A 23709-nucleotide genomic window follows, 5' to 3' on the forward strand; every position below is an offset into this window, starting at 1 on the left:
TTCGTCCCGTTTGAGAAGCGCTTTTCCGCATTTCCTGCGCTTTCCGGTGCAAAATTTATTGCAGTCCCAGCAGGCTCCACAGCCAGCCGAACAGGCCTCCGTTCGAGCTGCCGCTGCCCACCGTGCCAAAGGACACGCCGGTATAGTAGTGGCGCAGGATGTCCCGGTAGCCCATGCCCTGCTCCTGCGCATAGCCCACCATGCCGCACTGGCTCATGCCCACACCGTGGCCGAAGCCATAGTAGTTCATGCAGGGGGTTCCGTTCTCGTCCGCGCTGAAATCAAAGCAATAACGGGAGGAAACGAACTGGCCGATGTAGCGGTAGCTCTTTCCGTTCGAGACAAAGGTATTGTACTGGACAAAGCCGCCCAGATCCTTATGGGTGGTGTCGGCGCTCTCGTAGGGCTGGCCGGTCTTGCTGTCGTTATACTCGATGTAGCGGTAATCCTTGCCGATGATCCGGCGCATCAGGTTGTGATACTGCTCCTCGTAGGGGCTTTCCACGCTCTGCAGATAGGGCACATCGGTGCCCCAGGCATCCAGACCGGAGCAGGTGCCGTACACGCCGGTCTGGGTGTTGTACCCCGCGCTGGCCGACCACACTGCATCAATGACACTGCCGTTGCAGGTCAGCACCTCGTCCTTGACCTCAGAGACTGCCCTGCGGATGGCGCTGCGGGCAGAGGAAGGGATCTGATCCACGGGGGTGTACACCAGCGCGTTGGCCGAAGAGCCGTATTTCTTGTGGTATTCCAGATAGGAGTGGATGGCCACCGCCTGCGCTTTCCACGCCTGCTGTGCCGCCGCGTCACTGACATAGCTGCCAATGGAGCCCAGCTCGGTGTAGGTGATGCCCACCAGACAGTCCTCAAGATCCAGGGTCACGTTCCGGCGCAGGCCCTGCCCCTTGACGTTCAGGTAGGGCATGGTGATGGTATCGCCAGAGCCGAAGAGCCAGCTCAGGCAGTTTTCCTCCTCGTCCGGGATCAGAGTAGTGTTGGCACCGCCCATGGTGGTGGCACCGGCGGGCAGGGTGTCCCCTTCCGCCGCAAAGGCGGCAGGCACTGCCATGCAGAGCAGCACCACCGCCAGCATCAGCGCCGCACACCGGCGCGCAAACTTCGACATCCGTTTCAAGTTCCTTGTCCTCCTGCGTTCTGTATTTTATTCAGTTTAGCACAGTGCAGGGCCGCGGGCAAGGACTTGAATCAAGAAAACGCCGCCGGGCAGAGCCAAAAGCTCCACCCGGCGGCGTTTCACTGTTTCTATCTTACGCTTCCTGTCAGCGGCTCTCCCCGCGCTGTGCAAGGCGGGAGAAGCGCTTATCCTTTTCGTCGTCCTTCTCGGCATCCTCAGCCGGGGCGGCGGGGGTCAGGCGCACCTCCGTCACGCGGCGCTTGGCGGTGCGGGTAACAACACCATCGTACTCGCCCAGGGTAAAGCGGTCGCCTACCTTGGGCAGATGGCAGGTCTTTTCCTGCACCAGACCGTTGACGGTATTGGAATCGATGTCCTCTTCCTCCGGCAGGTCGAGCTCCTCATACAGATCATCGACGCTGGCAGAGCCGGACACCAGCCAGCTGCCGTCCGACTGCTTGCGGAAGTCCTCAGTGACCTCGTCGTGCTCATCCCAGATCTCACCCACCAGCTCTTCCAGGATATCCTCCAGCGTGATGATACCCTCGGTGCCGCCGTATTCGTCCACAACAACGGCCAGGTGGTGGTGCTGCTCCCGGAGGGTGCGCAGCAACTGGGAGATCTGCGTGGAGCCCGTGGTATACAGGGTGGGCACCACCAGATCATCGATCTTGGTCGCCTTTTTCAGGCGGGCGATATAGAAATCCTTTTCATGTACCACACCAATGATATTATCAATGGTGCCGTGGTAGACAGGCAGACGGGAGTAACCGGACTCCGCAAAGGTCTGGGCCAGCTCCTCCAGCGGGATATCATCCTCCACAGCCACCACATCCACACGAGGGGTCAGGATCTCCTCCACCTCCACGTCATCGAACTCGATGGCGCTGCGGATGAGCTCGCTTTCCCGGTCGGTCAGTTCGCCGTCGTTTTCAGCTTCGCTGACCATGGTCATCAGCTCACCCTCTGTGATGGTATCGGCCTCGCCGCTGTGGACAAAGTGGCCCAGCAGCTTTTTCCACTGGGTGAACAGCCAGGTCAGCGGGGTCATCAGGGCCATCAGGAGCACAAGGAAGGGCGAGACTGCCGTGGCCACCTTTTCCGGCATCTCCTTGGCCAGGCTCTTGGGAGTCACCTCGCCAAAGATCAGCACGATGATCGTCAGCACAATGGTGGACATCGTTGCGCCCCGCTCGGCACCCAGCATCTGGGTAAACAGGATGGTGCCGATGGAAGCGGCGGCGATGTTCACGATATTGTTGCCGATGAGGATGGTGGAAAGCAGCTTATCGTATTGCTCCGCCATGGCCAGCACCCGGGCGGCAGAGGAATCGCCGTCCTCGGCGCGGCTTTTCAGGCGGATCTGATTCAGGGAGGAAAATGCGGTCTCGGATGCGGAGAAAAAGGCGGAGAAACCCACCAGGATCACCAGCGCTACCCAGAGCGTCATACTGCCATCGTCCATAATAAAGGAAAATCACACTCAACTTTCTGTTTTTTATTAAAGAACGGACCCCCTCAGTCTGCTTCGCAGCCAGCTCCCTCAAAGAGGGAGCCTTGCCGCACGGTCAGCCTCCCTCACCGAGGGAGGTGGCATCGCGCAGCGATGACGGAAGGAGTTCTTTCCTAGGGATACAAAAATGTGCTTTCCACCGTGGCTGTTCCGCGATGAAAAGCACATCAATGTTACTTGTTATAATATCATATTCCGCACCCCCATGCAAGCATTACAGCCGGCACAGAGGTACAAAACTGGTAAAACTGTGGAAAATCATTTCAGCACAAGGGCATTTCCGTCGTAATCCACGGTCAGGGTGCTGCCCTCGGCATAGCGGCCCTGAATGATCGCCTTGGCGATCAAAGTCTCCACCCGGCTCTGGATGAACCGTTTGATGGGGCGGGCACCATAGACGCTGTCGTAGGCAGAATCGATGATGTAGTCCTTGGCGGCGGTGGTCACGTCCAGATTCAGATGCTTGCCCTCGTCCATGCGGCCGCGCAGGTCTGCCAGCTGCAGATCCACGATCTTGCGCATCTCGTCCTTGGTCAGGCTCTTGTAGTAGACGATCTCGTCCAGACGGTTCAGGAACTCGGGGCGGAACTTGCTCCTCAGCAGCAGGTCGATCTGATGCTTTGCCTCGTCGCTGAGTTCGTTGGAACCCTGTACCCGGCGCTGCTCCAGATCGTTCAGAATGATGTCACTGCCCAGATTCGAGGTCAGGATGATCACCGTGTTCTTGAAGTCCACGGTACGGCCCTGGCTGTCGGTGATGCGGCCATCGTCCAGCACCTGCAGCAGGATGTTGAACACATCGGGGTGGGCCTTTTCCACCTCATCGAACAACACCACGCTGTAGGGTTTGCGGCGGACAGCCTCGGTCAGCTGGCCGCCCTCCTCATAACCCACGTATCCCGGAGGCGCGCCGATCAGGCGGCTGACGCTGAACTTCTCCATATACTCCGTCATATCGATACGCACCATGTTGCGTTCATCGTCAAACAGAGCCTGTGCCAGCGCCTTGGCCAGCTCGGTCTTGCCCACACCGGTGGGGCCGAGGAAGAGGAAGCTGCCGATGGGGCGGTTGGGGTTTGCGATCCCGGCGCGGCTGCGCAGGATGGCCTCGCTCACCTTGGTCACGGCCTCGTCCTGACCGATGACTCTCTTGTGGAGCACATCGTCCAGGTGCAGCAGCTTCTCGCGCTCGCCCTCCACCAGCTTCTCCACCGGGATGCCGGTCCAGCGGGCCACGATGCGGGCAATTTCCTCGTCGGTCACACGGTCACGCAGGAGGCTGTCCTCCTTCTTCTCGTTGGCCAGCTTTTCCTCCGCTTCCAGCTGTTTCTGCAGCTCGGGCAGCTTGCCGTATTTCAGCTCAGCAGCCTTGTTCAGGTCATACTCACGCTGGGCTTTCTCAATGGCGGCATTGGTCTGCTCGATCTGCTCACGCAGGGTCTGTACCTTGCCAATGGCGTTCTTCTCGTTTTCCCACTTTGCCTTCATGCTGCGGAACTTATCCTGCAGCTCGGCCAGTTCCTTTTCCAGCTCATGCAGGCGGCTCTGGCTCAGGGCATCGGTCTCCTTTTTCAGGCTGACCTGCTCGATCTGCAGCTGGGTGATGCGGTGGGCCAGATCATCCATCTCGCTGGGCATACTGTCCATCTCAGTCTTGATCATGGCGCAGGCTTCATCCACCAGGTCGATGGCCTTATCCGGCAGGAAACGGTCGGTGATATAGCGGTCAGAGAGGGTTGCGGCGGCGATCAGCGCATTATCGCTGATCTTCACGCCGTGGAACACCTCATAGCGCTCCTTCAGGCCACGCAGGATGGAAATGGTGTCCTCCACCGTGGGCTCATCCACCTGCACCGGCTGGAACCGGCGCTCCAGAGCGGGGTCTTTTTCGATATACTGGCGGTACTCGTCCAGCGTGGTCGCGCCGATGCAGTGCAGCTCACCCCGGGCCAGCATGGGCTTGAGCAGGTTGCCTGCATCCATGGCACCGTCGGTCTTGCCCGCACCCACGATGGTGTGCAGCTCATCAATGAAGAGGATGATCTTGCCCTCGCTCTTCTTGACCTCATTCAGGACGCTCTTCAGGCGCTCCTCAAACTCGCCGCGGTACTTTGCACCGGCCACCAGCGCGCCCATGTCCAGGCTGAACACGGTGCGGTTCTTCAGGTTCTCGGGCACATCGCCGCGCACGATCCGCTGGGCCAGACCCTCGGCGATGGCAGTCTTGCCAACGCCGGGCTCACCGATCAGGCAGGGGTTGTTCTTGGTCTTACGGGACAGGATACGGATGACGTTGCGGATCTCCTGATCACGGCCGATCACGGGGTCCAGCTTCTGCTTCCGGGCCAGATCGACCAGATCCTGGCCATATTTCTGCAGAGCGTTGTAGGTATCCTCGGGGTTGTCGTTGGTCACGCGCTGGTTGCCGCGCACGGCAGTCAGCTGCTGCAGGAACGCATCCTTCTTGATGTTGAAGGCGCGGAACAGCTCCGTGGTGTTCTGGGTCGGCTCATCCAGCAGGCCCAGGAACACATGCTCCACACTGACGTATTCGTCCTTCATGGCCTTGGCTTCCCGGGCGGCGGCGCTCAGGACTTTATCCGTTGCCTGCGAGATATAGACCTTGTCCGGGTCACGGCCGGAGCCGGACACCCGGGGCAGGGCTGACAGCTTTTCGGCCACAGCAGCGGCAAAGCTGCCCGGGTCCACGTTCAGCTTCTGCAGAAGCTGCGGGATCAGGCCCTGCTCCTGCGAAGCCAGGGCGTGCAGCAGATGTTCCGGCTCCAAAGCGTTGTGCTGGTACTCCACCGCCAGCTGCTGGGCAGCCTGCAGAGCTTCCAGCGTTTTCTGCGTATATTGATTGGTATTCATAGAATCGACCTCCATTCGTACCGGAAATGTTATTTCAGCAGTCTTTCAGATCGATTGCCATTTCATTTTTAGCACTCTATCTGTTCGACTGCTAAAACTATACTCCAAACACCCCACTTTGTCAATAGGGTTTTCGATGGTACGGCAACAATTCACAAATTGTTTGCAAACAAGACAAAAATGCCGCCCCGGCAGACCCGAAGCGGCACAAGTTCTCTTGATATGGGGGGCAGGACACTCAGCTCACCACTGCGCTTTCCGTCAGCGCATCGGTGACGGCATCCATCAGGGCAACCATGGTGCAGTAGTTCTCACCGTAGGTGCCGGTGTAGGAGGAATAGGTATCGATCTGCTCCTGGGTGGGCACGATGTCCAGTGTCTCGGCCACTGCCTGATAGAGCAGGGCCTCCTTGGAGTAGGTGGTGATGCTGTCGCTCATCCCCTCCAGCAGGGCATCGGCGTTCTCATAGCCAGCGGCGGTCTGCACAAAGCTGTCCAGATCGTAGCCGTAGTAGTTGGCCATGGTGTAGTAGTAGTTCAGGCACTGGTTCACCTGATAATCGGTGACCTCCTTGGGCAGCTCCTTGAAGGTGGAGTTTGCCAGCAGGTCGTCCATGATGGCGTTCTGCAGGTTGGTGTTGTAAAGCATCTTCTGGTAGAGCGCTTTCAGCTCCTCCACGGTGTGAACATCATCGCTCTCGCCGTAGTTCTCGGCCACCCACGCGTCGGTCAGCTCGGGCAGGACCTTCTCGCTGATGTAGTTCAGGGTAACGGAGAACACAGCCTTTTTGCCGCTCAGGACAACGGTGTTGCCCTCGGAATCGGTAGAATCGCTGTATCCCTCCGGGAAGGTCACGGTGACATCAAAGGTCTCGCCGGGGGTGTGGCCTACGATCTGATCCTCAAAGCCATCGACGAAAGTACCGCTGCCCAGGGTCAGGCTGTAGCCGCTGTAAGTGCCGCCGCTGAACGCAACGCCATCCACGGAACCGGCATAGTCGATGTTGACGGTATCGCCGTCCGCTGCGGCACGGTCCGTCACCTGCTTCTCGGTGGCGTGGTCGCTGAGCAGGCTGTCGATCTCGCTCTGGATCTCCTCCTCGGTGGGCTCGATCTCAGAACGCTTGAAGGTAAGGCTTGCAAAGTTCTCGGGCAGGGTGACATAGTCAAGCGCTTTCACGCCCTCCCAGTAGCCATTCTCGTCCAGACCGCTGCTGTAGGAGAAGTTCTCGTAATCGTAATCTTCCGCGCTGCCGTAAACAGCGGCGGCTGTGCTGGAAGCGGCAGAAGAAGAATCAGCGGACTTGGAGCAGCCTGCTGCGCCCAGCACCAGCGCACCGGCGCAGAGCAGGCAGACCGCCTTTGTGATGATCTTTTTCAAAATAAAGTTCCTCCTGTTGGAACACCGGCATCCCGCCGGGTTCAGATTCGGGTCGCATAGTACAGACCTTATTATAAAGGGCAAAAGTGAAAAAGAAAAGAATTTTGCAGAAATTCCACAAATAGAGCGCCGGGTTTGTCCGACTTTTGCGGGGCACCGACCGAAAAAGCGGCTTTTCCGGTGGAAATGCCCGCCCGGTTCTGTTAAAATAAAGGAGATACGAGAAACCCCGGGCGCTTCCTTCCGCGGGAAGCGCCCGATACAAACGGAGGAACACCCCATGGATTACAACAAAGCCGCCCTTGAAATGCACGAGACCCACCACGGCAAGGTGGGCATTACCAGCAAGGTGGAGGTCAAGACTCGTGATGACCTGTCTACCGCCTACACCCCCGGCGTTGCCGAGCCCTGCCGCAAGATCAAGGAAAACCCCGACGATGTTTATAAGTACACCTTCAAGGGCAACATGGTGGCCGTTGTCTCCAACGGCACCGCCGTGCTGGGCCTGGGTGACATCGGCCCCGAGGCTGGTCTGCCTGTGATGGAGGGCAAGGCCGTGCTGTTCAAGGAGTTCGGCGGCGTGGATGCCTTCCCCATCTGCATCGATGCCCACGATGCCGCCAGTGTGATCGCGGCCTGCAAGGCCATTGCCCCCACCTTTGGCGGCATCAATCTGGAGGATATCAAGAGCCCCGAGTGCTTCGAGATCGAAGAGACGCTGGAGCGGGAGCTGGATATTCCCGTGTTCCACGATGACCAGCACGGCACCGCCATCGTGGTGACCGCTGCCCTCATCAACGCCCTGCGCGTGGTGGGCAAAAAGATGGAGGACGTGCACATCGTCCTGAACGGCCCTGGCGCTGCCGGTACTGCCATCATCAAGATGCTGATGACCGCTGGCGCAAAGGATATCGTGGCCGTGGACCAGTTCGGCACCCTGTACAAGGGCTGCAACAGCGCCGAGGCCCACAAGAACTGGCTGGGCGAGGTGACCAACCCCCGCCAGATCAAGGGCGGCCTGAAGGAAGCCATCGAGGGAGCCGACGTGTTCATCGGCGTGTCCCGCCCCGGCATCCTGACCACCGAGCTGTGCAAGACCATGAACAAGGATGCCATCGTCTTTGCCATGGCCAACCCCACCCCGGAGATCATGCCGGACGAAGCCAAGGCAGGCGGCGTGCGCGTGATGGCCACCGGCCGCAGCGACTTCCCCAACCAGGTCAACAATGTGCTCTGCTTCCCCGGCCTGTTCAAGGGTGCTTTGAGCGTCCGCGCCCGCGATATCAACGACCAGATGAAGCTGGCCGCAGCCTATGCCATCGCTGACCTAATCACCGATGCCGACCGCAGCGAGGAGAACATCATCCCCGGCGCGTTCGACCCCCGTGTGGCCGAGGCCGTGGCTGCTGCTGTGGCAAAGGCTGCCCGCGAGACCGGCGTTGCCCGCCTGTAAAGGGAGGAACACGAGATGAGGAACATCTCCGCACAAGCCATCACCGATGCCGTAGCCCGGCTCTGCATCGAGGCCAATACCCGCCTGCCGCAGGATGTGCAGGCGGCACTGGACAAGGCCCGGCAGGAAGAGCCCTGGCCGCTGGCAAAGAATACCCTGGACCTGCTGTGGTCTAACCTGAGCGCCGCCAGAGAAAAAGACCTGCCCATCTGCCAGGACACCGGCATGGCCTGCGTGTTCGTGGAGCTGGGCACCGATGTCCACATCGACGGCAGCTTTGAAGCCGCCATCCACGAGGGCGTGCGCCGCGGCTACACCGACGGCTACCTGCGCAAGAGCATCGTGGCTGACCCGCTGCGCCGGGGCAACACCGGCGACAACACCCCCGCAGCCATCACCGTTCATCTGGTGGACGGCGACGGCTGCACCATCACCGTGGCCCCCAAGGGCTTTGGCAGCGAGAACATGAGCCGCATCCAGATGCTCAAGCCCGCCGACGGCGTGGAGGGCTTCCGGAAGTTCGTGCTGGAGACCGTCCAGCTGGCCGGTTCCAACCCCTGCCCGCCCATCGTGCTGGGCATCGGCGTGGGCGGCAGCTTTGACAAGGTGGCCTATCTGGCCAAAAAGGCGCTGCTCCGCCCGCTGGATGTTCCCAACCCCGATCCCTACTATGCCGGTCTGGAGCGGGAGCTGCTGACCGCAATCAATGAGCTGGGCATCGGCCCGCAGGGCTTTGGCGGCCAGACCACCTGTCTGGGCCTTGCCATTGAGCAGATGCCCACCCATGTGGCGGGCCTGCCCGTGGCCGTGAACGTTTCCTGCCATGTCACCCGCCGCGCCAGCGCGACTTTATAAGGGTCAAACCTCTCCGTCAATGCTTCGCATTGCCACCTTTCCTAGTAGGAGAGGCCTTGGCAGCCGGGTAAAGCTTGCTGGATACGCCAGAGGCTCCCCTACCAGGGGAGCTGGCGGGCGCAAGCCCGACTGAGAGGTTGTACAAAGGAGAAACCTATGCAATATACCTTAACCACCCCCTGCACCGCCCAGGATCTGGCCCCCCTCAGGGCAGGCGATACCGTATTGCTCTCCGGCGTGGTATACACCGCCCGGGATCAGGCCCACAAGCGGATGATCGAAGCACTGGACCGGGGCGAACCGCTCCCCTTCGATCTTGAGGGCAGCGCCATTTACTATGTCGGCCCCACCCCGGAGCGCCCGGGTGAGGTCATCGGCTCTGCCGGCCCCACCACCAGCGGCCGGATGGATGCCATGAGCCCCCGCCTGCTGGACCTGGGCAACAAAATTATGATCGGCAAGGGCAAGCGGGATGCCGCTGTCAAGGAAGCCGTTGTCCGCAACGGCGCGGTCTATCTGGCCGCTCTGGGCGGTGCCGGTGCCCTGATGGCCAAACGCATCCAGACGCTGGAGGTCATCGCCTGGCCCGACCTCGGCTGTGAGGCCGTCCGCCGCCTGACCGTGCAGGACATGCCCCTGACTGTCATCCTGGATGCCCACGGCGGGGATCTGTATCTGGAAGGCCCGGAGGCCTACCGGAACCGCTGAGGAACAGCAGCCCCGGCTTCCGCCGAATGCCGCATATACAAAAAGGAGCTGTACCCCCGCGGGAGTACAGCTCCTTTTGCATTGCATTCTTTCTGATCAGCTGCGCTTTGCCAGCAGAGCCTCGATCTTCTTGATGGGATCGATGATGCTGGAAACAGACATATCGTGGTTCAGTGCCACCACAAAGTAGGCAGCATACTTGGAGACATCCACGTCAACATACCAGTCGCGGGTCAGCAGCTCGGGCTGGCGGTAGGTCAGGTTGGTGCCCACAACGTAGTCCAGCTTGCCATCGGCAACTGCCTGATCGAACTTCTTCAGGCCGCTGGTGAACAGCGGGAAGGTCGCGTTGGCAATGATGCGGGCAGCGCCGCGCTCCTTCAGGTTGCCGGCAACCTCCAGCATGCTCTCACCGGAAGCGATGATATCGTCGGCGATAAAGACAGTCTTGCCCTCAACGGAATCGCCCAGATACTCGTGTGCCACAATGGGGTTGCGGCCGTTCACCACGCGGGTGTAATCGCGGCGCTTATAGAACATGCCCAGGTTGCAGCCCAGCACGCTGGAGAAGTACATGTTGCGGTTCATGGCACCCTCGTCGGGGCTGACCACGATGAACTTCTCCTTATCAAAGCTGATCTCGGGGTTCTTCTTCAGCAGGCTCTTGAGCACCTGATAGGTGGGCATTGCATTGTCGAAGCTGAGCAGCGGCACAGCGTTCTGAACGCGGGGATCGTGGGCATCAAAGGTGATGATGTTGCGCACGCCCATGGTCTGCAGCTCCTGCAGAGCCACAGCGCAGTCCAGGCTCTCGCGAACCACGCGGCGATGCTGGCGGCCGCCGTACAGGCTGGGCATGATAACGGACACACGGTGTGCCTTGCCGGCCACTGCCTGGATCAGGCGCTTGAGGTTGGCAAAGTGGTCATCCGGGGAGAGGTGGTTCTCGTAACCGAACAGGTTGTAGGTAACGCTGTAATTGCCCGGATCGATAACGATAAAGATATCGTCGCCGCGCACAGACTCCCTGACCAGGCCCTTTGCGTCACCGCTCTGGAAGCGGGGGCACTCGCAGGGGATGATAAAGCTATCCTTCTCCACGCCTGCGGACTTTGCCCATTCCACCAGATGCTGGTCGATCAGCTTGGTCAGCTCCTCCGCACCGGGACAGGCCAGCAGACGCAGGTCTGCCACGCTGGGTTCCTGGAAAAATGCCATCGGATTGATCTCGTTGGACATACTTACAACTCCTTCAATGTTCCTGTTGTCTTGACGATGAAATCAGATGCTGAAAGCGCATATCTGTTCTTATTCTATCACAAAAAACAGATTTCGACACACCCAATTTCTATCTTGGAGCCATTTTCTGCGGCTTGCACAGCTGTTGTTCAAAAACACGTTGGAGACTGTGAGTTTCACACAAAAAACCTTCCTTTTACCTTCCTCTTCCCTTTCCCCCTGCCTGCTGCCCGGTGGTTCCTGCGCACAAACCCACAGATTTTTCATGTTTCAGTTGGTTTGCTTTAACAAACTTTTAAGGATTGCTTGCATCCCCCGGGAGAATGTGGTATTCTATAACAAACCGAACCGACGTGCGTTTTCAGCCCCGGGCCGGGAATCAAGAAGGCAGGAGGCCGATACCATGCAGATCCACCAATCCGCAGAAGATTATCTTGAAACGATCCTGATGCTCAACCAGAGAATGGGCCGTGTCCGTTCCATCGATGTGGTCAATGAGCTGGGCTATACCAAGGCAAGCGTGAGCATTGCCATGAAGAAGCTGCGGGAGAACGGCTATATCGCGGTGGACGGTGAGGGCAACCTGACCCTGCTGGAACCGGGCCGCGAGATCGCAGAGCGCATCTACAGCCGCCACCGCCTGCTGACCCATTTCTTTGTGCAGCTGGGCGTGGACGAGGAGGTCGCCGCCGAGGATGCCTGCAAGGCAGAGCATATCCTGAGCGAGCAGACGCTGGAAAAGATCCGCGAATATGCCCTGCTCCACGACGCGCAGGACAGCGTAAAATAACTGGAATCATCAAAAAAATGAGACTGCCAGGCCTTGGCAGTCTCATTTTTTGTCAGTAGCTGTCCAGCCCAAGGCTGACATCCAGTGCCTGATTCACCCGGCGCTGATCCTCAGGCGTGATCTGCCCGGCCCGTTCGCGCAGGCGGTGCTTATCCAGCGTGCGGATCTGTTCCAGCAGCACCACACTGTCCTTGGCAAGGCCGGTATCTGCCGCCCGGATGTTGATATGGGTGGGCAGGCGGGCTTTATCCAGCCGGGATGTAATGGCCGCTGCGATCACGGTGGGGCTGTGCCGGTTGCCGATCTCGTTCTGGACGATGAGCACCGGCCGGATGCCGCCCTGTTCCGAGCCCACCACCGGCGAAAGATCGGCGTAAAAAACTTCTCCTCTGTGTACCTCCATGGAATCTTCCCTCCCTGATTTTGGAGGATGCGCCCGCTATGTGGTGCGTTTTGCGCATCCTCAGTCGCTCTGCCTTTAGTATGAGCCGACTGCAGGGCCGCTATGCACGCGCGGGCTTATTCCATTGTATGCAGACGGGAAGTTCAGGTTTCCGTTTCCAGGATGCAGTACGCCATGGCCATGCCGTCTTCATGGCTCAGGGAGAGATGTGCCCGCAGGCGGCGTGCTTCCACCCACTGGGCGCTCCGGCCGGAAAAGTGATAGGCCGGTGCCCCGCCGGGCAGGCGGACGGCTTCGATCTCGCAGAGGGAGAAGGGCTCCCGCAGACCGGTGCCCGCCGCCTTGAGGAAAGCCTCCTTGGCCGCAAAGTCCGCCGCCGCGCTGGCCACGGTATGGGCGGTGCGTCGGGCCGTGCCCTCTTCCTCTGCCAGAGGCAGGCCCAGTGCCGCCTGCTCCGCCGGGCCGAACACCCGGCGTGCAAAGACCGCGCCATGGGGGCCCAGCAGGCTCTTTTCCATCCGCGCAATGCTGCACAGATCGCAGCCGATTCCGTAGACCATGAAAAACCTCCTGAACGGGAAAATTCGCTCCGTTCTTTTTACTCAAATTTTCAAAAATTTTTAGGCAAAGTGTGCAAATTCCAGCTTGGAATCTTGAAGTCAGCGTTCATTTCGTGTACAATGGGCTATAAGTTCCAATGACCTCTCGGAACGGAATGCGAGAGGGATACCGAAGGGGGTGCATTGCGTGGGCGACGCGACTGCTATTTTTTCGATCCACGACAAAAAGGACTACGAGATTCACGAGATCGTACAGCAGGTGTACGATGCATTAAAGGAAAAGGGCTACAATCCGGTCAATCAGCTGGTGGGCTATATCCTGTCCGAAGATCCCACCTATATCACCACATACAAGGGAGCCCGCTCCCTCATCCGCAAAGTTGACCGTGACGATCTGCTGCAGGCCATGCTCCGCAGCTACCTGAACGTCTGAGCCGTGCTTACACAAGTCCGCTGCCTCGCAGGAGGCGGCGGGCTTTTATTTTGGCCAGCAGGCAAAGATCTGGTTCACCACCGTCTCATACTCCCAGCCTTCCCGGGCCTTGCGCAGGGGCTTTTCCAGTGCGTCTGCCCCATCGAAAAGGTGGATGAGGTAGAACCAGTGGGCCTTCATCCGGCTCACGGCACAGCTGGCCATCCCAAAGGCTTCGGTGTAGCCGTGATAGAGCTCATCATGGTAGCCGCGCAGTTCCTCCCGGGAAGCGGCAGGGCCGCCCACAGCCTTGCGCAGAAGGGCAGGGTCTGCGATGAGGCCCCTGCCCACCATGATGCCAGACAGTTCCGGGAATGCCGCTTCCAGTGCCCGCAGGTCATCCACGGTGGTCACATCGCCGTTGTAGCAGACCGGAGCAGTGCAGGCGGGCAGGTAGACAGCAAAGGCTTCCCGGTCGGCCTGGCCGCGGTAGAGCTGTTTCATCACCCGGGGATGGATGGTCAGCTCGCAGAGGGGGTATTTGTTGTAAACGTTCAGGATCTCCCCGAACTCCTCCGCCCGGGCCACGCCCAACCGGGTCTTGACCGACACCGGCCCGCCTGCCTGCGAAAAGACAGCGTCCAGAAAGGCATCCAGCTTCTGCGGGTCCCGGAGCATTCCGGAACCCTTGCCCTTGGCTGTCACGGTACCGGAGGGACACCCGAAGTTCAGGTTGACCTCGGTATAGCCCATCCGGCGAAGTTCCCCGATCATCCAGGCGGCAAGTTCGCCGTCCTTTGCCAGCAGCTGCGGGATGACCTGCACCCCCGGGTTGGCCGCCGGTTCCAGCTCAGCCATCTTCTTTTTGATGAGCACCCGGTTCTCCGGCGGCGAGAGAAACGGCGCATAGTACCGCACCGGGGCCTCCGGTGCACCGAACCAGCGCTGGTGGGCCTGCCGCCAGATGCGGTCTGTCAGCCCCTCCATCGGGGCGGCGTAGTAGTTCATAACAGTTCTCCTTGGAATTGATGGGTTTATTGTAGCACAAAAAAAGCTGCCGCGCAAAAATTTCTGCGCAGCAGCTTTGGGGTTACAGCTTATTCAGCAAACAGCGGGGTGGACAGATAACGGTCGCCGGTATCGGGCAGCAGGGCAACGATCTTCTTGCCTGCGTTCTCGGGGCGCTTTGCCAGCTCCAGCGCAGCCCAGACCGCAGCACCGGAAGAGATCCCCACCAGAACGCCTTCCTTGTGGCCGATGAGGCGGCCGGTCGCAAAGGCATCCTCATTGGTCACGGTGATGATCTCATCGTAGACCTTGGTATCCAGCACATCCGGCACAAAGCCCGCGCCGATGCCCTGGATCTTGTGCGCACCTGCAACGCCCTTGCTCAGCACAGGAGAGGAGGCAGGCTCCACAGCCACGACCTTGACATTGGGGTTCTTGCTCTTGAGGTACTTGCCCACGCCGGTAACGGTGCCGCCGGTGCCAACGCCAGCCACAAAGAGATCGACCTGACCATCGGTGTCCTCCCAGATCTCAGGGCCGGTGGTCTCGATGTGTGCCTGCGGATTGGCAGGGTTCACGAACTGGCCGGGGATAAAGGCGTTGGGGATCTCCTTTGCCAGCTCATCCGCCTTGGCAATGGCACCCTTCATGCCCTTTGCGCCCTCGCTCAGGACCAGCTCTGCGCCGTAAGCCTTCATCAGCTGGCGGCGCTCCACGCTCATGGTCTCGGGCATCACGATGATGATGCGGTAGCCCTTGGCAGCGGCCACAGCGGCCAGACCAATGCCGGTGTTGCCGGAGGTAGGCTCAATGATCACGGAACCGGGCTTCAGCTTGCCGGTGGCCTCGGCATCGTCGATCATCTTCTTGGCAATGCGATCCTTGACAGAGCCGGCGGGGTTGAAGTATTCCAGCTTGGCCAGAACGGTGGCCTTCAGGTCTGCTTCCTTCTCAATATGGGTCAGCTCCAGCAGCGGAGTGTGGCCAATCAGCTGATCTGCGGAAGTGTAAATCTTGCTCATAGTAAAAGTCCTCCCTCTGCGGGCGCAGAGCCCGGGATGCTATTCTGACGCATTGCATATTTCCTGTAAACCAACATGTTTTGTAGGTTTGATGGTATTATAGTCCTCTTTTCCCCCTTTGTCAATGGAAAAAGCGAAAAAAGCGATTGAAAAGTTACAAACCCTGTTGTATAATAGGTTTGTTAATGAGAAGGGGACAACCCCACCATCCATGCCTGCGCATTGCCGCCCCTGACTGGGCGGCTGGCGCGAAGCGTCTGAGGGGTTGATAAGGAGAAAAGCTATGATCGTTTCAACCAAGGGCCGTTACGCACTGCGCGTAATGATCGACCTGGCCGAACACCAGGCGGAGCGGTATGTGCCGCTGAAGGAGGTCGCCGAACGGCAGGAGATCTCGGAAAAATATCTGGAAAACATCCTGAAGGTGCTGGTACAGAACGGCTTTCTGGAAGGTCTGCGCGGCAAGGGCGGCGGCTACCGGCTGACCCGCACCCCCGACCAGTACACCGTGGCAGAGATCCTGCTGCTGACCGAGGGCAGCCTTGCCCCCGTGAGCTGCCTTGTGCCCGGTGCTCCCGCCTGCGAACGGCTGCCCAACTGCCGAACCTATACGATGTGGAAGGGCCTGAACGACATGATCGCCGACTACTTTGGCAAGATCACTCTGGCCGACCTCGCCGCACCCGATCAGGCGGGGAATGATTATATCATCTAAATGACAGAAACAAAGCCACGACAAAACCGCGCTTATAAACGGTTTATCGTGGCTTTTCTCGTGGTCGGAGTGGCGAGACTCGAACTCGCGGCCTCCTGCTCCCAAAGCAGGCGCGCTACCAACTGCGCAACACCCCGTAAAATCTGAATACTATCATACTATACCCTTTTTTTGCGCATTCGTCAAGTGCGCAGAATGCGGAAATCTGCTCATGGCACCGAAAACCACCCTTACTTTGTATTTTTGCCTTGAAGCAGAGCCAAAAATGGTGTATTATAAAGTGTATTGAAAGAAAGTGTAATTCCGGGCTGCGATGCCCTGAAACCAAGGGGGAAACCACTATGGCAGATAAAAACTTTTTGACGGAGATCATCGATGCTGACCTGGCCGAGGGCAAGATCAGCGAGATCCATACCCGCTTCCCGCCGGAGCCCAACGGCTACCTGCACATCGGCAGCGCCAAGGCCATCTACATCAACTGGTCCATCGCAAACCAGTATGGCGGCAAGTTCAACCTGCGCCTGGACGACACCAACCCCGCCCGCGAGGGTGAGGAGTATGTCAACAGCATCATTGAGGATCTGCACTGGCTGGGCGCTGACCCCAACGGCGGCATCTTCTATGGCAGCGATTACTTTGACAAGTGCTACGAGTACGCCGAGAAGCTCATCCTGGAGGGCAAGGCCTACGTGGACGACCTGACCCGTGACGAGATGCGCGAGTACCGTGGTGCCGATGCCGGCAAGCCCAGCCGTCCCTCTCCGTGGCGTGACCGCACCCCGGAGGAGAATCTGGACCTGTTCCGCCGGATGCGTGCCGGTGAGTTCCAGGAGGGCGAAAAGACCCTGCGTGCCAAGATCGACCTGGCCAGCCCCAACATGAACATGCGCGACCCGGCCATCTACCGCATCAAGTATGCTGAACACCACCGCCAGGGCAATAAGTGGTGCATCTACCCCATGTACGATTTTGCGCATCCCATCCAGGATGCCATTGAGGGCATCACCCACAGCATGTGCAGCCTGGAGTTCGAGAATCATCGTCCCCTGTACAACTGGGTCATCGAGAATATCTTTGGCACCGAGTTCCCCAAGCAGCGCGAGTTCGCCCGCCTGAACATGACCAACACCGTGATGAGCAAGCGCTACCTGCGCGAGCTGGTGGAAATGGGCATCGTGGACGGCTGGGATGATCCCCGGATGCCGACCCTGTGCGGCCTGCGCCGCCGCGGCTACACCCCCACCTCCATCTTCACCTTTGTGCGGGAGGCCGGCATCTCCAAGTCCGACAACCTGATCGACATGCGTCAGCTGGAAGCCTGCATCCGCAGTGAGCTGGACCTGACCGCCCAGCGCCGGATCGCCGTGCTGGACCCTGTAAAGCTGGTCGTGGACAGCTATCCCGCCGACAAGACCGAGTTCTTTGAGGTGGCCAACAACCCCAACCGCGAAGCCAACGATGCCTCCACCCGTAAGGTCGCCTTTACCCGCGAGCTGTGGATCGAGAGTGAGGACTTTGCCGAGGTGCCGCCCCCGAAGTTCAAGCGTCTGACCATTGGCGGCGAGGTTCGTCTGATGGGCGCTTACATCGTCAAGTGCAAGAGCGTGGAGAAGAACCCCGACGGCAGCATCGCCGCCATCCACTGCACCGCCGACCTTGAGACCGGCAACGGCAACCCCGCCGATGGCCGCAAGGTCAAGGGCACCATCCACTGGGTCAGCGCTGACCACGCTGTGGATGCTGAAGTCCGCCTGTATGACAAGCTGTTTACCGAGGCCAACATGAACGCCATCCCCGAGGGCAGCGACTACAAGGATTACCTGAACCCCGAGAGCGTTGTGGTGCGCAAGGGCTGCAAGCTGGAAGAGAGCCTGAAGGATGCCAAGCCCGGCGAGAAGTTCCAGTTTGTCCGCACCGGCTTCTTCACCCCGGACAGCAAGAACCCCGGCGTGTACAACCGCGTGGTCACCCTGCGCGACAGCTTCAAGCCTGCAAAGTAAATCCTTTCAAAGGAGTACAAACAGATGAAAAAGCATCTGATCCGGAATGCGATCCTGATGGCTGTTGCCACCCTCATCATGGGTGTGTTCCTCAGCCTGTATATTGCCAATACCGGCACGGTTCCAGCTGCCGACAATGCGGCCGCCTCTACCGCTTCTTCACAGGCCGCACAGTAACCGCATCCCTCCCAACTGCTGCACGGCTCTGCCCGTGCAGCAGTTTTTTTGTTAGGAGACCCTATGTTTATCGATATCATCCCGTTACAGAAGAACACCGCCCGCCTGATCCGTGTTTACGGCGACGCACCCTGTGCGGCCCTTCCCGCAAGCGTACCGGGCCCGGAGGGCGGGGTGCTGGCCATCACCGAGCTGGGGGACTACTGCTTCTCCGAAAAGCCCAGAAGCCTGCCCGGGGCCGATGCGCTCTGCCGCTATGAAGTCAGCCCGGACGGCATCTGCACCCTTGTGCAGGCCTTTGGCCGCAACCTGACCGGACGGCATGGCCGCTACGACCTCGACTTCGGGGAAGAGCCTGCCGCCCCGGAGGAGCTGCACCCGGTGTGCGGCAATTTCGTAGAGGAGATCATCCTGCCGGACAGCCTGCAGGTCATCGGCAGCTGCGCCTTTTACAACTGCCGTAGGCTGCGGCGGCTCAGTGTGGGAGCTGGAGATCTGACCGTGGGCAGCGACGTGTTCCTGAACTGTTTTGCGCTGGCAGACCTCCTTGTCCGGGCCGCTCCCGAGGAAAAGACCGGCCTGTTCGCCCTTGTGAACAACATCACCGAGGCCGTGCGGGCACTGTTTTGGCTCCCGGGTGAGGCACGTCCCAGGGCAGGGCTATGGTACCCCGCCTACTGGGAGGACGTAGAGGAAAGCCCCGCCCACATCCTGCTTCACACCTTTTCGGGGCAGGGATATCATTACAGGCAGTGTTTTCTGGATGGAAAAATCCTTTCCGCAGAATATGATGCCATCTTCCCGGACGGCCACGCCGCCGAGGATCAGGGCGTGGCGGCCATGCTCTGCTTCGACCGCCTGCGCTGGCCATGGAACCTGACCGAAAAGGCAAAGGCCCCCTACCGTGAATTTCTGGCCGCTCACACCGGCCTTGTGCTCCAGCGCCTGCTGAAGGCACAGGATACCGACAGCATAAAGGATCTGCTGGCGCTGGATGTGCTGGATGCTGCTGCCTTTGCTGAGGGCGCGGTACTTGCCGCCAAGGCAGACAACGCAGCTGCCGCGGCATTGCTGGCCGACGCAGAGCACAAAAAGAGGGGTTCCGCCCCGAAGAAGCGGAGGTATGATTTTGATTTCTGAAAAAGAGAAATTCTTCGACCCCCGCAAGCCCTTTGCATCCAAACGGCCAGAGACCCACGAGGAGTGGCAGGCCCGGATGGGCGGCGAGGTGCTGGCTGTGGTGCGCAGCGGGCTGTACCTTGACTTCCGCTTTCTGGATATGGCGCTCAGTGCCCTGACCCCGATACCGGACGAGCGGTGCGGCGTGCTGGCCACAGACGGCGTGAACCTCTATTATCAGCCCAGCGCCCTGCTGCGGCTCTACCAGGAGAATCCAAAATATCTCAATCGGTTGTATCTGCACACGGTATTCCACTGCGTATTCCGGCATCTCTGGCTCAAGGGCAAGCGGGATGCCCGGCTGTGGAATCTGGCCTGCGATATCGCCGTGGAGAATGTGCTGGACAGCCTGAATCGTTCCAGTGTCAAGCGCCCGCTGACCTGGGTGCGCCAGAACGCCTACGCCGCCATTGCCGCGGAGGGCAGGGTGGTGGCCGCTGCCCCGGCTTACCGGTGGCTGGCTGGCCAGACCCCCGGCGTTCTACGCCAGCTGGAGCGGGAATTCTACACCGATGATCATCGCCTGTGGCCCAAGGATGCCCCCGAGCAGCCCCAGCAGATGCCCACGCCCCTGCCCCAGAAGACGTGGCAGAAGATCGGTGAGCGGATGCAGACCGAGCTGGACCTGCGGGACAAGGAAGCCGGTGACGGTGCCGATGCCCTGAAGCAGCAGGTCAAGGCCGCCAACCGCAGCCGCCGGAGCTATCAGGATTTCCTGCGGCGGTTCTGCGTGACCCGGGGGGAGGTCCACCTCGATCCGGATGAGTTCGACCTGAACTTCTACACCTACGGCCTGTCGGTCTACGGTAACATGCCCCTGATCGAGCCCCTGGAGACCCGGGAAAGCAAGAAGATCGAGGAGCTGGCGCTGGTCATTGACACCAGCTACTCCACCTCCGGCGAGTTGGTACGGGCCTTTCTGGCCGAGACCTACACCCTGCTGAAAGGGCGGGAGAACTTCTTCCACCGGATGAACCTGCATCTCATTCAGGCAGACAACGCCATCCGGCAGGATCTGCTCATCCGTAACGAAGACGAGCTCATCCATGCCATGAACCACTTTGAGCTGCGGGGCGGCGGCGGCACCGATTTCCGGCCTGCCTTTGAATATGTGAACCAGCTCTGCGCCGAGAAGAAGTTCTCCAACCTGCGGGGCCTGCTCTATTTTACCGATGGCATGGGCACCTACCCGGCCCGCCGCCCGGCCTACGATACCGCGTTCCTGTTCCTGGGCGAAAAATTCGATGATGCCAACGTTCCCCCCTGGGCCATGAAGGTGGTTCTGGACGAGGATGAATTTTCAGGGCCAACGGCCCGGGCCGCATCGGCACTGGCCGACGCGCTGGCCGAAGAGGACGACCCTTACCGTGAATTGAACAACTCGTGAGGATGTGAACTTATGAATATCAAACGCGCCAAAGAAGAGATCGAACACACTGTCAAAGCCTACCTGGCTAAGGACACATTGGGTGAGTATGCCATTCCCTCCATCCGGCAGCGCCCCATCCTGCTGATGGGCCCTCCGGGCATCGGCAAGACCCAGATCATGGAGCAGGCCGCCCGGGAGTGCGGCGTGGCACTGGTGGCCTACACCATCACCCACCACACCCGCCAGAGCGCCGTGGGCCTGCCCTTCATCCGGCAGCGCCATTACGGCGACAAGGATGTCTCTGTGACCGAATACACCATGAGCGAGATCATTTCCAGCGTCTACGCCAAGATGGAAGCCACCGGCCTGAAAGAGGGCATCCTCTTCATCGACGAGATCAACTGCGTTTCCGAGACGCTGGCCCCCACCATGCTGCAATTCCTGCAGTGCAAGACCTTCGGCAACCAGGCTGTGCCTGCCGGCTGGGTCATCGTGGCGGCAGGCAACCCGCCGGAGTATAACAAATCTGTCCGTGATTTCGATATCGTCACACTGGACCGTGTCCGTCGGATGGACATTGAGCCCGACCTGCAGGTATGGAAGGATTACGCCCGCACAGCCCACATCCACAGTGCCATCCTGAGCTACCTCGATCTGCATCCCCAGAACTTCTACCAGATCAACGCCGACGTGGACGGCACACAGTTCGTCACTGCCCGCGGCTGGGAGGATCTCTCCAACCTGCTGGACACCTATGAATCGCTGGGCCTGCAGGCAGATGAAGCACTCATCCGGCAGTATCTCCAGCACCAGAAGATCGCAGAGGACTTCTCTGCCTATCTTGATCTCTATTATAAGTATCGTGACGACTACGGCGTAGAGGAGATCCTGGCCGGTCAGGTCAAGCCTGCCGTTTATGCCCGCCTGCTCAATGCACCGTTTGATGAACGGCTCTCGCTGGTCAGTCTGATCCTGGCCGGTCTGAACACCCGGTTCACTGCTTCCCGGCAGGCCGATGCCGTCGCCGATGCCTGCTACGCCTTCCTGCGGGAGGCCAAACAGGGCTTTTCCACCCTGCCTGCGGACATCCCGGATGGGGAGCTTACCCTGTTCGGTCAGATGGTCACGGACTATGATGCCGAGACCCAGCGCCAGCGTGCCGCCGGTCTGCTGGGCCATGACGCGCTGAATACCCGCCTGCAGGTATATGCCGCCCTCCGCAGCTGGGATGCGGAGCTGCGCCGCGCCAATGCGGTGAGCACACAGCCCGCCTTTGACCTCCTGCGCACACAGTTCCAGTCCCTTGCCGAGGCCCGGGATCAGGCACAGGAAGCCGCCAGCGCCGCGCTGGAAGCTGCATTTGACTTTATGGAGAACGCCTTTGCCGAAAGCCAGGAGATGGTGGTGTTCGTCACGGAGCTGACCTTGAACCCCGCTTCCCATGCCTTCATCACCGAAAATGGCTGTGACCGCTATTTCCGGTACAACAAAGACCTGCTGCTCGACCATCGCAAGGCCGCGCTGCAGCAGGAGCTTGCCGCCGAAGCCCGCCGCCACGGAGGGCAGTAAGCACCCATCATCTATGAGAAAAGAAGCGCCTCATCCGGGAGAGGATGAAGCGCTTCTTTACTTTGTTCAGGTCAGGGATGAGCTCGTTTTCCACGGCTCGGCAGACGTACATCATAAGGAGGATTCAGATACGTTCTCTCAAGCGTTCATCTTTGCCATACTTCCAAAATTTTATGCCATACAACCCCGCATCCAGCAGGAGGCTGAAAAGGGCATAAGGCAAAATCGGCAGGCGCAGCAAAACAAAAGCTCCAGCGATCCGTGTAAAAAATGCACCTGTTGCATACAGCACTGCAATATAAAGCACCAGCCAACCGCAGTATTTCAGACGATGCTTGCTTGGCGGAAACCCCGCCTGCTCCATCATCTTCCGGAACAGCCAGCAAAAAGCAGTTATGCAGACCACAAGCTGCATCAAATACCCAAGTGAGAGTTCAAACACCCAGTCCGGAACCACCGGATACAGCAGCAGCCCCTCTATCCCCCAGCCAAAGAAGAAATACAGTGGTGCCACAAACCAGAAATAATCTCCAGTCCTCAAAGTTTTAAGGCTTGACTTAACCTCCTCAGCAAAGGTTTTTGCATCCTCAATCACGTTGAATAGTTCCTGCCCATTCTCATTGGCCTGCACCGCCATATCGATCAGGTCACTGTATATCAGCTCTACGCCGCACTCATCCCAACTGGTACGCCGCAGATATCGAATAACCTCTCTGATTTGCTCCTGGCTTTTGCTGTTGAGCAGTTTTACGCGCAGACGGTTCGCTCTTCGCAAGGTGAAATAGTTATTCATCTTCTATCCTCCCGAAAAATCTTTTCTACCAAACCGCACAGTCGGTTCCATTCCTGTTGAAAATCCAAAAGAGAATCCGTCCCCCTTTCGGTGATCACATAGTACTTCCGACTTGGGCCCTTGGGAGAAGGTCGCCGCTCCACTGTCACCTTCTCCTGCTGCTCCAGGCGTAAAAGCAGCGGATACAGCGTGCTTTCGCTGATCTCTGCAAAACCGACCTGTTTTAACTGCATCACTATTTCATAGCCATAGGTTGGTTCTTTTTCAATCAGCCGCAGCACACAATATTCCAATACACCCTTTAGCAGCTGTGCATTATTTTCCATTCAGCTTCCTCCTTTCCATCTACTACGCAATGCATTGTAGCTTATCTACATTGTATTACATAGTAGCCAGTTTGTCAAGCAATACGCTTTGCGCGGTTTGAACAAACTGTATCTTCGCATTTCGGTAATACATAACAAAAAAGCCCTGAGACTTTCATCTCAGAGCTTTCACTTAAGTCGGCGACTACCTATTTTCACGCGCCGTTTCCAGCGAACTATCTTGGGCAC

The 23709-nt window shown here is 59.0% G+C and carries 22 protein-coding genes and 1 tRNA gene; 11 read left to right on the forward strand and 12 right to left on the reverse strand.

The features are described from left to right. Positions 1–55: 55 nt before the first annotated feature. From J3353_RS10295 to J3353_RS10310, 4 genes are all read right to left on the reverse strand, one after another. Entirely contained in the window at positions 56–1129 is a 1074-nt protein-coding gene (locus J3353_RS10295; protein WP_156069901.1) for a sporulation protein SpoIID, read from the reverse strand. Positions 1130–1283: 154 nt separating this feature from the next. Next, a complete protein-coding gene (locus tag J3353_RS10300) occupies positions 1284–2603 on the reverse strand; it encodes an HlyC/CorC family transporter (RefSeq protein ID WP_097772740.1) in 1320 nt (439 codons plus the stop codon). 306 nt (positions 2604–2909) lie between these two features. Further along, positions 2910–5522, reverse strand: a complete 2613-nt coding sequence (gene clpB / locus J3353_RS10305; RefSeq protein WP_207684803.1) for an ATP-dependent chaperone ClpB — start codon at positions 5520–5522, stop codon at positions 2910–2912. A gap of 238 nt (positions 5523–5760) precedes the next feature. Beyond that, positions 5761–6903, reverse strand: a complete 1143-nt coding sequence (locus J3353_RS10310; RefSeq protein WP_242700922.1) for a trigger factor — start codon at positions 6901–6903, stop codon at positions 5761–5763. Between the two features lie 280 nt (positions 6904–7183). On the opposite strand from J3353_RS10310, the gene J3353_RS10315 reads away from it, so the two are divergent. From J3353_RS10315 to J3353_RS10325, 3 genes are all read left to right on the forward strand, one after another. Further along, positions 7184–8356, forward strand: a complete 1173-nt coding sequence (locus tag J3353_RS10315; protein ID WP_098923223.1) for an NADP-dependent malic enzyme — start codon at positions 7184–7186, stop codon at positions 8354–8356. A gap of 15 nt (positions 8357–8371) precedes the next feature. Then, positions 8372–9211, forward strand: a complete 840-nt coding sequence (locus tag J3353_RS10320) for a fumarate hydratase (protein ID WP_207684804.1) — start codon at positions 8372–8374, stop codon at positions 9209–9211. Between the two features lie 156 nt (positions 9212–9367). Next, the gene (locus J3353_RS10325; protein WP_207684805.1) at positions 9368–9919 is read left to right on the forward strand and encodes a Fe-S-containing hydro-lyase; all 552 of its coding nucleotides are present in this window, start codon (positions 9368–9370) and stop codon (positions 9917–9919) included. 96 nt (positions 9920–10015) lie between these two features. Here J3353_RS10325 and J3353_RS10330 read toward each other — a convergent pair whose 3' ends face one another. Continuing rightward, positions 10016–11158, reverse strand: a complete 1143-nt coding sequence (locus J3353_RS10330; protein ID WP_097772746.1) for a ribose-phosphate pyrophosphokinase — start codon at positions 11156–11158, stop codon at positions 10016–10018. Between the two features lie 403 nt (positions 11159–11561). On the opposite strand from J3353_RS10330, the gene J3353_RS10335 reads away from it, so the two are divergent. Beyond that, entirely contained in the window at positions 11562–11948 is a 387-nt protein-coding gene (locus tag J3353_RS10335; RefSeq protein WP_035395062.1) for a metal-dependent transcriptional regulator, read from the forward strand. A 52-nt stretch (positions 11949–12000) separates the two neighbouring features. Here J3353_RS10335 and J3353_RS10340 read toward each other — a convergent pair whose 3' ends face one another. Both J3353_RS10340 and J3353_RS10345 read right to left on the reverse strand, forming a co-directional pair. Further along, positions 12001–12351, reverse strand: a complete 351-nt coding sequence (locus tag J3353_RS10340; RefSeq protein WP_005936458.1) for a type II toxin-antitoxin system PemK/MazF family toxin — start codon at positions 12349–12351, stop codon at positions 12001–12003. Between the two features lie 143 nt (positions 12352–12494). Continuing rightward, complete coding sequence (locus J3353_RS10345; RefSeq protein ID WP_117506159.1) at positions 12495–12911, reverse strand: holo-ACP synthase; 417 nt, start codon at positions 12909–12911, stop codon at positions 12495–12497. A 187-nt stretch (positions 12912–13098) separates the two neighbouring features. Here J3353_RS10345 and J3353_RS10350 point away from each other — a divergent pair, with 187 nt between their 5' ends. Beyond that, positions 13099–13344 (forward strand): IreB family regulatory phosphoprotein, encoded by a 246-nt coding sequence (locus J3353_RS10350; RefSeq protein ID WP_005936452.1) that lies wholly within the window; start codon positions 13099–13101, stop codon positions 13342–13344. A gap of 45 nt (positions 13345–13389) precedes the next feature. On the opposite strand, the gene J3353_RS10355 is transcribed toward J3353_RS10350, so the two are convergent. Further along, the gene (locus J3353_RS10355) at positions 13390–14331 is read right to left on the reverse strand and encodes a tRNA-dihydrouridine synthase (RefSeq protein WP_207684806.1); all 942 of its coding nucleotides are present in this window, start codon (positions 14329–14331) and stop codon (positions 13390–13392) included. 89 nt (positions 14332–14420) lie between these two features. Further along, complete coding sequence (cysK, locus tag J3353_RS10360) at positions 14421–15353, reverse strand: cysteine synthase A (RefSeq protein WP_005936447.1); 933 nt, start codon at positions 15351–15353, stop codon at positions 14421–14423. Between the two features lie 283 nt (positions 15354–15636). Between cysK and J3353_RS10365 the strand changes: the two genes are divergently transcribed. Then, positions 15637–16068, forward strand: a complete 432-nt coding sequence (locus tag J3353_RS10365) for an Rrf2 family transcriptional regulator (RefSeq protein ID WP_005936443.1) — start codon at positions 15637–15639, stop codon at positions 16066–16068. 61 nt (positions 16069–16129) lie between these two features. Here the strand turns inward: J3353_RS10365 and J3353_RS10370 are convergent. Continuing rightward, positions 16130–16205, reverse strand: a tRNA-Pro gene (locus J3353_RS10370). A gap of 204 nt (positions 16206–16409) precedes the next feature. On the opposite strand from J3353_RS10370, the gene J3353_RS10375 reads away from it, so the two are divergent. The 5 genes from J3353_RS10375 to J3353_RS10395 all read left to right on the forward strand — a co-directional run bounded on the left by J3353_RS10375 (position 16410) and on the right by J3353_RS10395 (position 22362). Then, complete coding sequence (locus tag J3353_RS10375) at positions 16410–18068, forward strand: glutamine--tRNA ligase/YqeY domain fusion protein (RefSeq protein ID WP_156067345.1); 1659 nt, start codon at positions 16410–16412, stop codon at positions 18066–18068. A 24-nt stretch (positions 18069–18092) separates the two neighbouring features. After that, positions 18093–18245, forward strand: a complete 153-nt coding sequence (locus J3353_RS10380; protein WP_005936439.1) for a hypothetical protein — start codon at positions 18093–18095, stop codon at positions 18243–18245. A gap of 63 nt (positions 18246–18308) precedes the next feature. Continuing rightward, entirely contained in the window at positions 18309–19385 is a 1077-nt protein-coding gene (locus tag J3353_RS10385) for a leucine-rich repeat protein (protein ID WP_207684807.1), read from the forward strand. Then, on the forward strand, positions 19369–20811 hold the full coding sequence (locus tag J3353_RS10390; RefSeq protein WP_207684808.1) for a VWA-like domain-containing protein: 1443 nt from the start codon (positions 19369–19371) through the stop codon (positions 20809–20811). Before J3353_RS10385 ends, J3353_RS10390 begins: the two co-directional genes overlap by 17 nt. A 12-nt stretch (positions 20812–20823) precedes the next feature. Next, entirely contained in the window at positions 20824–22362 is a 1539-nt protein-coding gene (locus tag J3353_RS10395) for an AAA family ATPase (RefSeq protein WP_207684809.1), read from the forward strand. Between the two features lie 124 nt (positions 22363–22486). Here J3353_RS10395 and J3353_RS10400 read toward each other — a convergent pair whose 3' ends face one another. Then, positions 22487–23155 (reverse strand): hypothetical protein, encoded by a 669-nt coding sequence (locus tag J3353_RS10400; RefSeq protein WP_207684810.1) that lies wholly within the window; start codon positions 23153–23155, stop codon positions 22487–22489. Continuing rightward, positions 23152–23481 carry a PadR family transcriptional regulator gene (locus J3353_RS10405; protein WP_005936428.1) on the reverse strand — a complete coding sequence of 110 codons (330 nt, stop codon included), beginning with the start codon at positions 23479–23481 and terminating at the stop codon, positions 23152–23154. Before J3353_RS10405 ends, J3353_RS10400 begins: the two co-directional genes overlap by 4 nt. Positions 23482–23709: the final 228 nt, after the last annotated feature.

The sequence above is a fragment of the Faecalibacterium sp. Marseille-Q4137 genome, from assembly GCF_017377535.1.
GTDB lineage: Bacteria > Bacillota > Clostridia > Oscillospirales > Ruminococcaceae > Faecalibacterium > Faecalibacterium duncaniae.

Bases quoted from the DNA above. Each gene is read 5' to 3' on its own strand.
- J3353_RS10400 (WP_207684810.1), bottom strand. From the start codon at position 23,155: ATGAATAACTATTTCACCTTGCGAAGAGCGAACCGTCTGCGCGTAAAA.
- J3353_RS10345 (WP_117506159.1), bottom strand. From the start codon at position 12,911: ATGGTCTACGGAATCGGCTGCGATCTGTGCAGCATTGCGCGGATGGAA.
- J3353_RS10355 (WP_207684806.1), bottom strand. From the start codon at position 14,331: ATGAACTACTACGCCGCCCCGATGGAGGGGCTGACAGACCGCATCTGG.
- J3353_RS10340 (WP_005936458.1), bottom strand. From the start codon at position 12,351: ATGGAGGTACACAGAGGAGAAGTTTTTTACGCCGATCTTTCGCCGGTG.
- J3353_RS10320 (WP_207684804.1), top strand. From the start codon at position 8,372: ATGAGGAACATCTCCGCACAAGCCATCACCGATGCCGTAGCCCGGCTC.
- J3353_RS10300 (WP_097772740.1), bottom strand. From the start codon at position 2,603: ATGGACGATGGCAGTATGACGCTCTGGGTAGCGCTGGTGATCCTGGTG.
- J3353_RS10295 (WP_156069901.1), bottom strand. From the start codon at position 1,129: ATGTCGAAGTTTGCGCGCCGGTGTGCGGCGCTGATGCTGGCGGTGGTG.
- J3353_RS10385 (WP_207684807.1), top strand. From the start codon at position 18,309: ATGTTTATCGATATCATCCCGTTACAGAAGAACACCGCCCGCCTGATC.
- J3353_RS10380 (WP_005936439.1), top strand. From the start codon at position 18,093: ATGAAAAAGCATCTGATCCGGAATGCGATCCTGATGGCTGTTGCCACC.
- J3353_RS10395 (WP_207684809.1), top strand. From the start codon at position 20,824: ATGAATATCAAACGCGCCAAAGAAGAGATCGAACACACTGTCAAAGCC.
- cysK (WP_005936447.1), bottom strand. From the start codon at position 15,353: ATGAGCAAGATTTACACTTCCGCAGATCAGCTGATTGGCCACACTCCG.
- J3353_RS10325 (WP_207684805.1), top strand. From the start codon at position 9,368: ATGCAATATACCTTAACCACCCCCTGCACCGCCCAGGATCTGGCCCCC.
- J3353_RS10315 (WP_098923223.1), top strand. From the start codon at position 7,184: ATGGATTACAACAAAGCCGCCCTTGAAATGCACGAGACCCACCACGGC.
- J3353_RS10375 (WP_156067345.1), top strand. From the start codon at position 16,410: ATGGCAGATAAAAACTTTTTGACGGAGATCATCGATGCTGACCTGGCC.
- J3353_RS10405 (WP_005936428.1), bottom strand. From the start codon at position 23,481: ATGGAAAATAATGCACAGCTGCTAAAGGGTGTATTGGAATATTGTGTG.
- J3353_RS10390 (WP_207684808.1), top strand. From the start codon at position 19,369: ATGATTTTGATTTCTGAAAAAGAGAAATTCTTCGACCCCCGCAAGCCC.
- clpB (WP_207684803.1), bottom strand. From the start codon at position 5,522: ATGAATACCAATCAATATACGCAGAAAACGCTGGAAGCTCTGCAGGCT.
- J3353_RS10330 (WP_097772746.1), bottom strand. From the start codon at position 11,158: ATGTCCAACGAGATCAATCCGATGGCATTTTTCCAGGAACCCAGCGTG.
- J3353_RS10365 (WP_005936443.1), top strand. From the start codon at position 15,637: ATGATCGTTTCAACCAAGGGCCGTTACGCACTGCGCGTAATGATCGAC.
- J3353_RS10335 (WP_035395062.1), top strand. From the start codon at position 11,562: ATGCAGATCCACCAATCCGCAGAAGATTATCTTGAAACGATCCTGATG.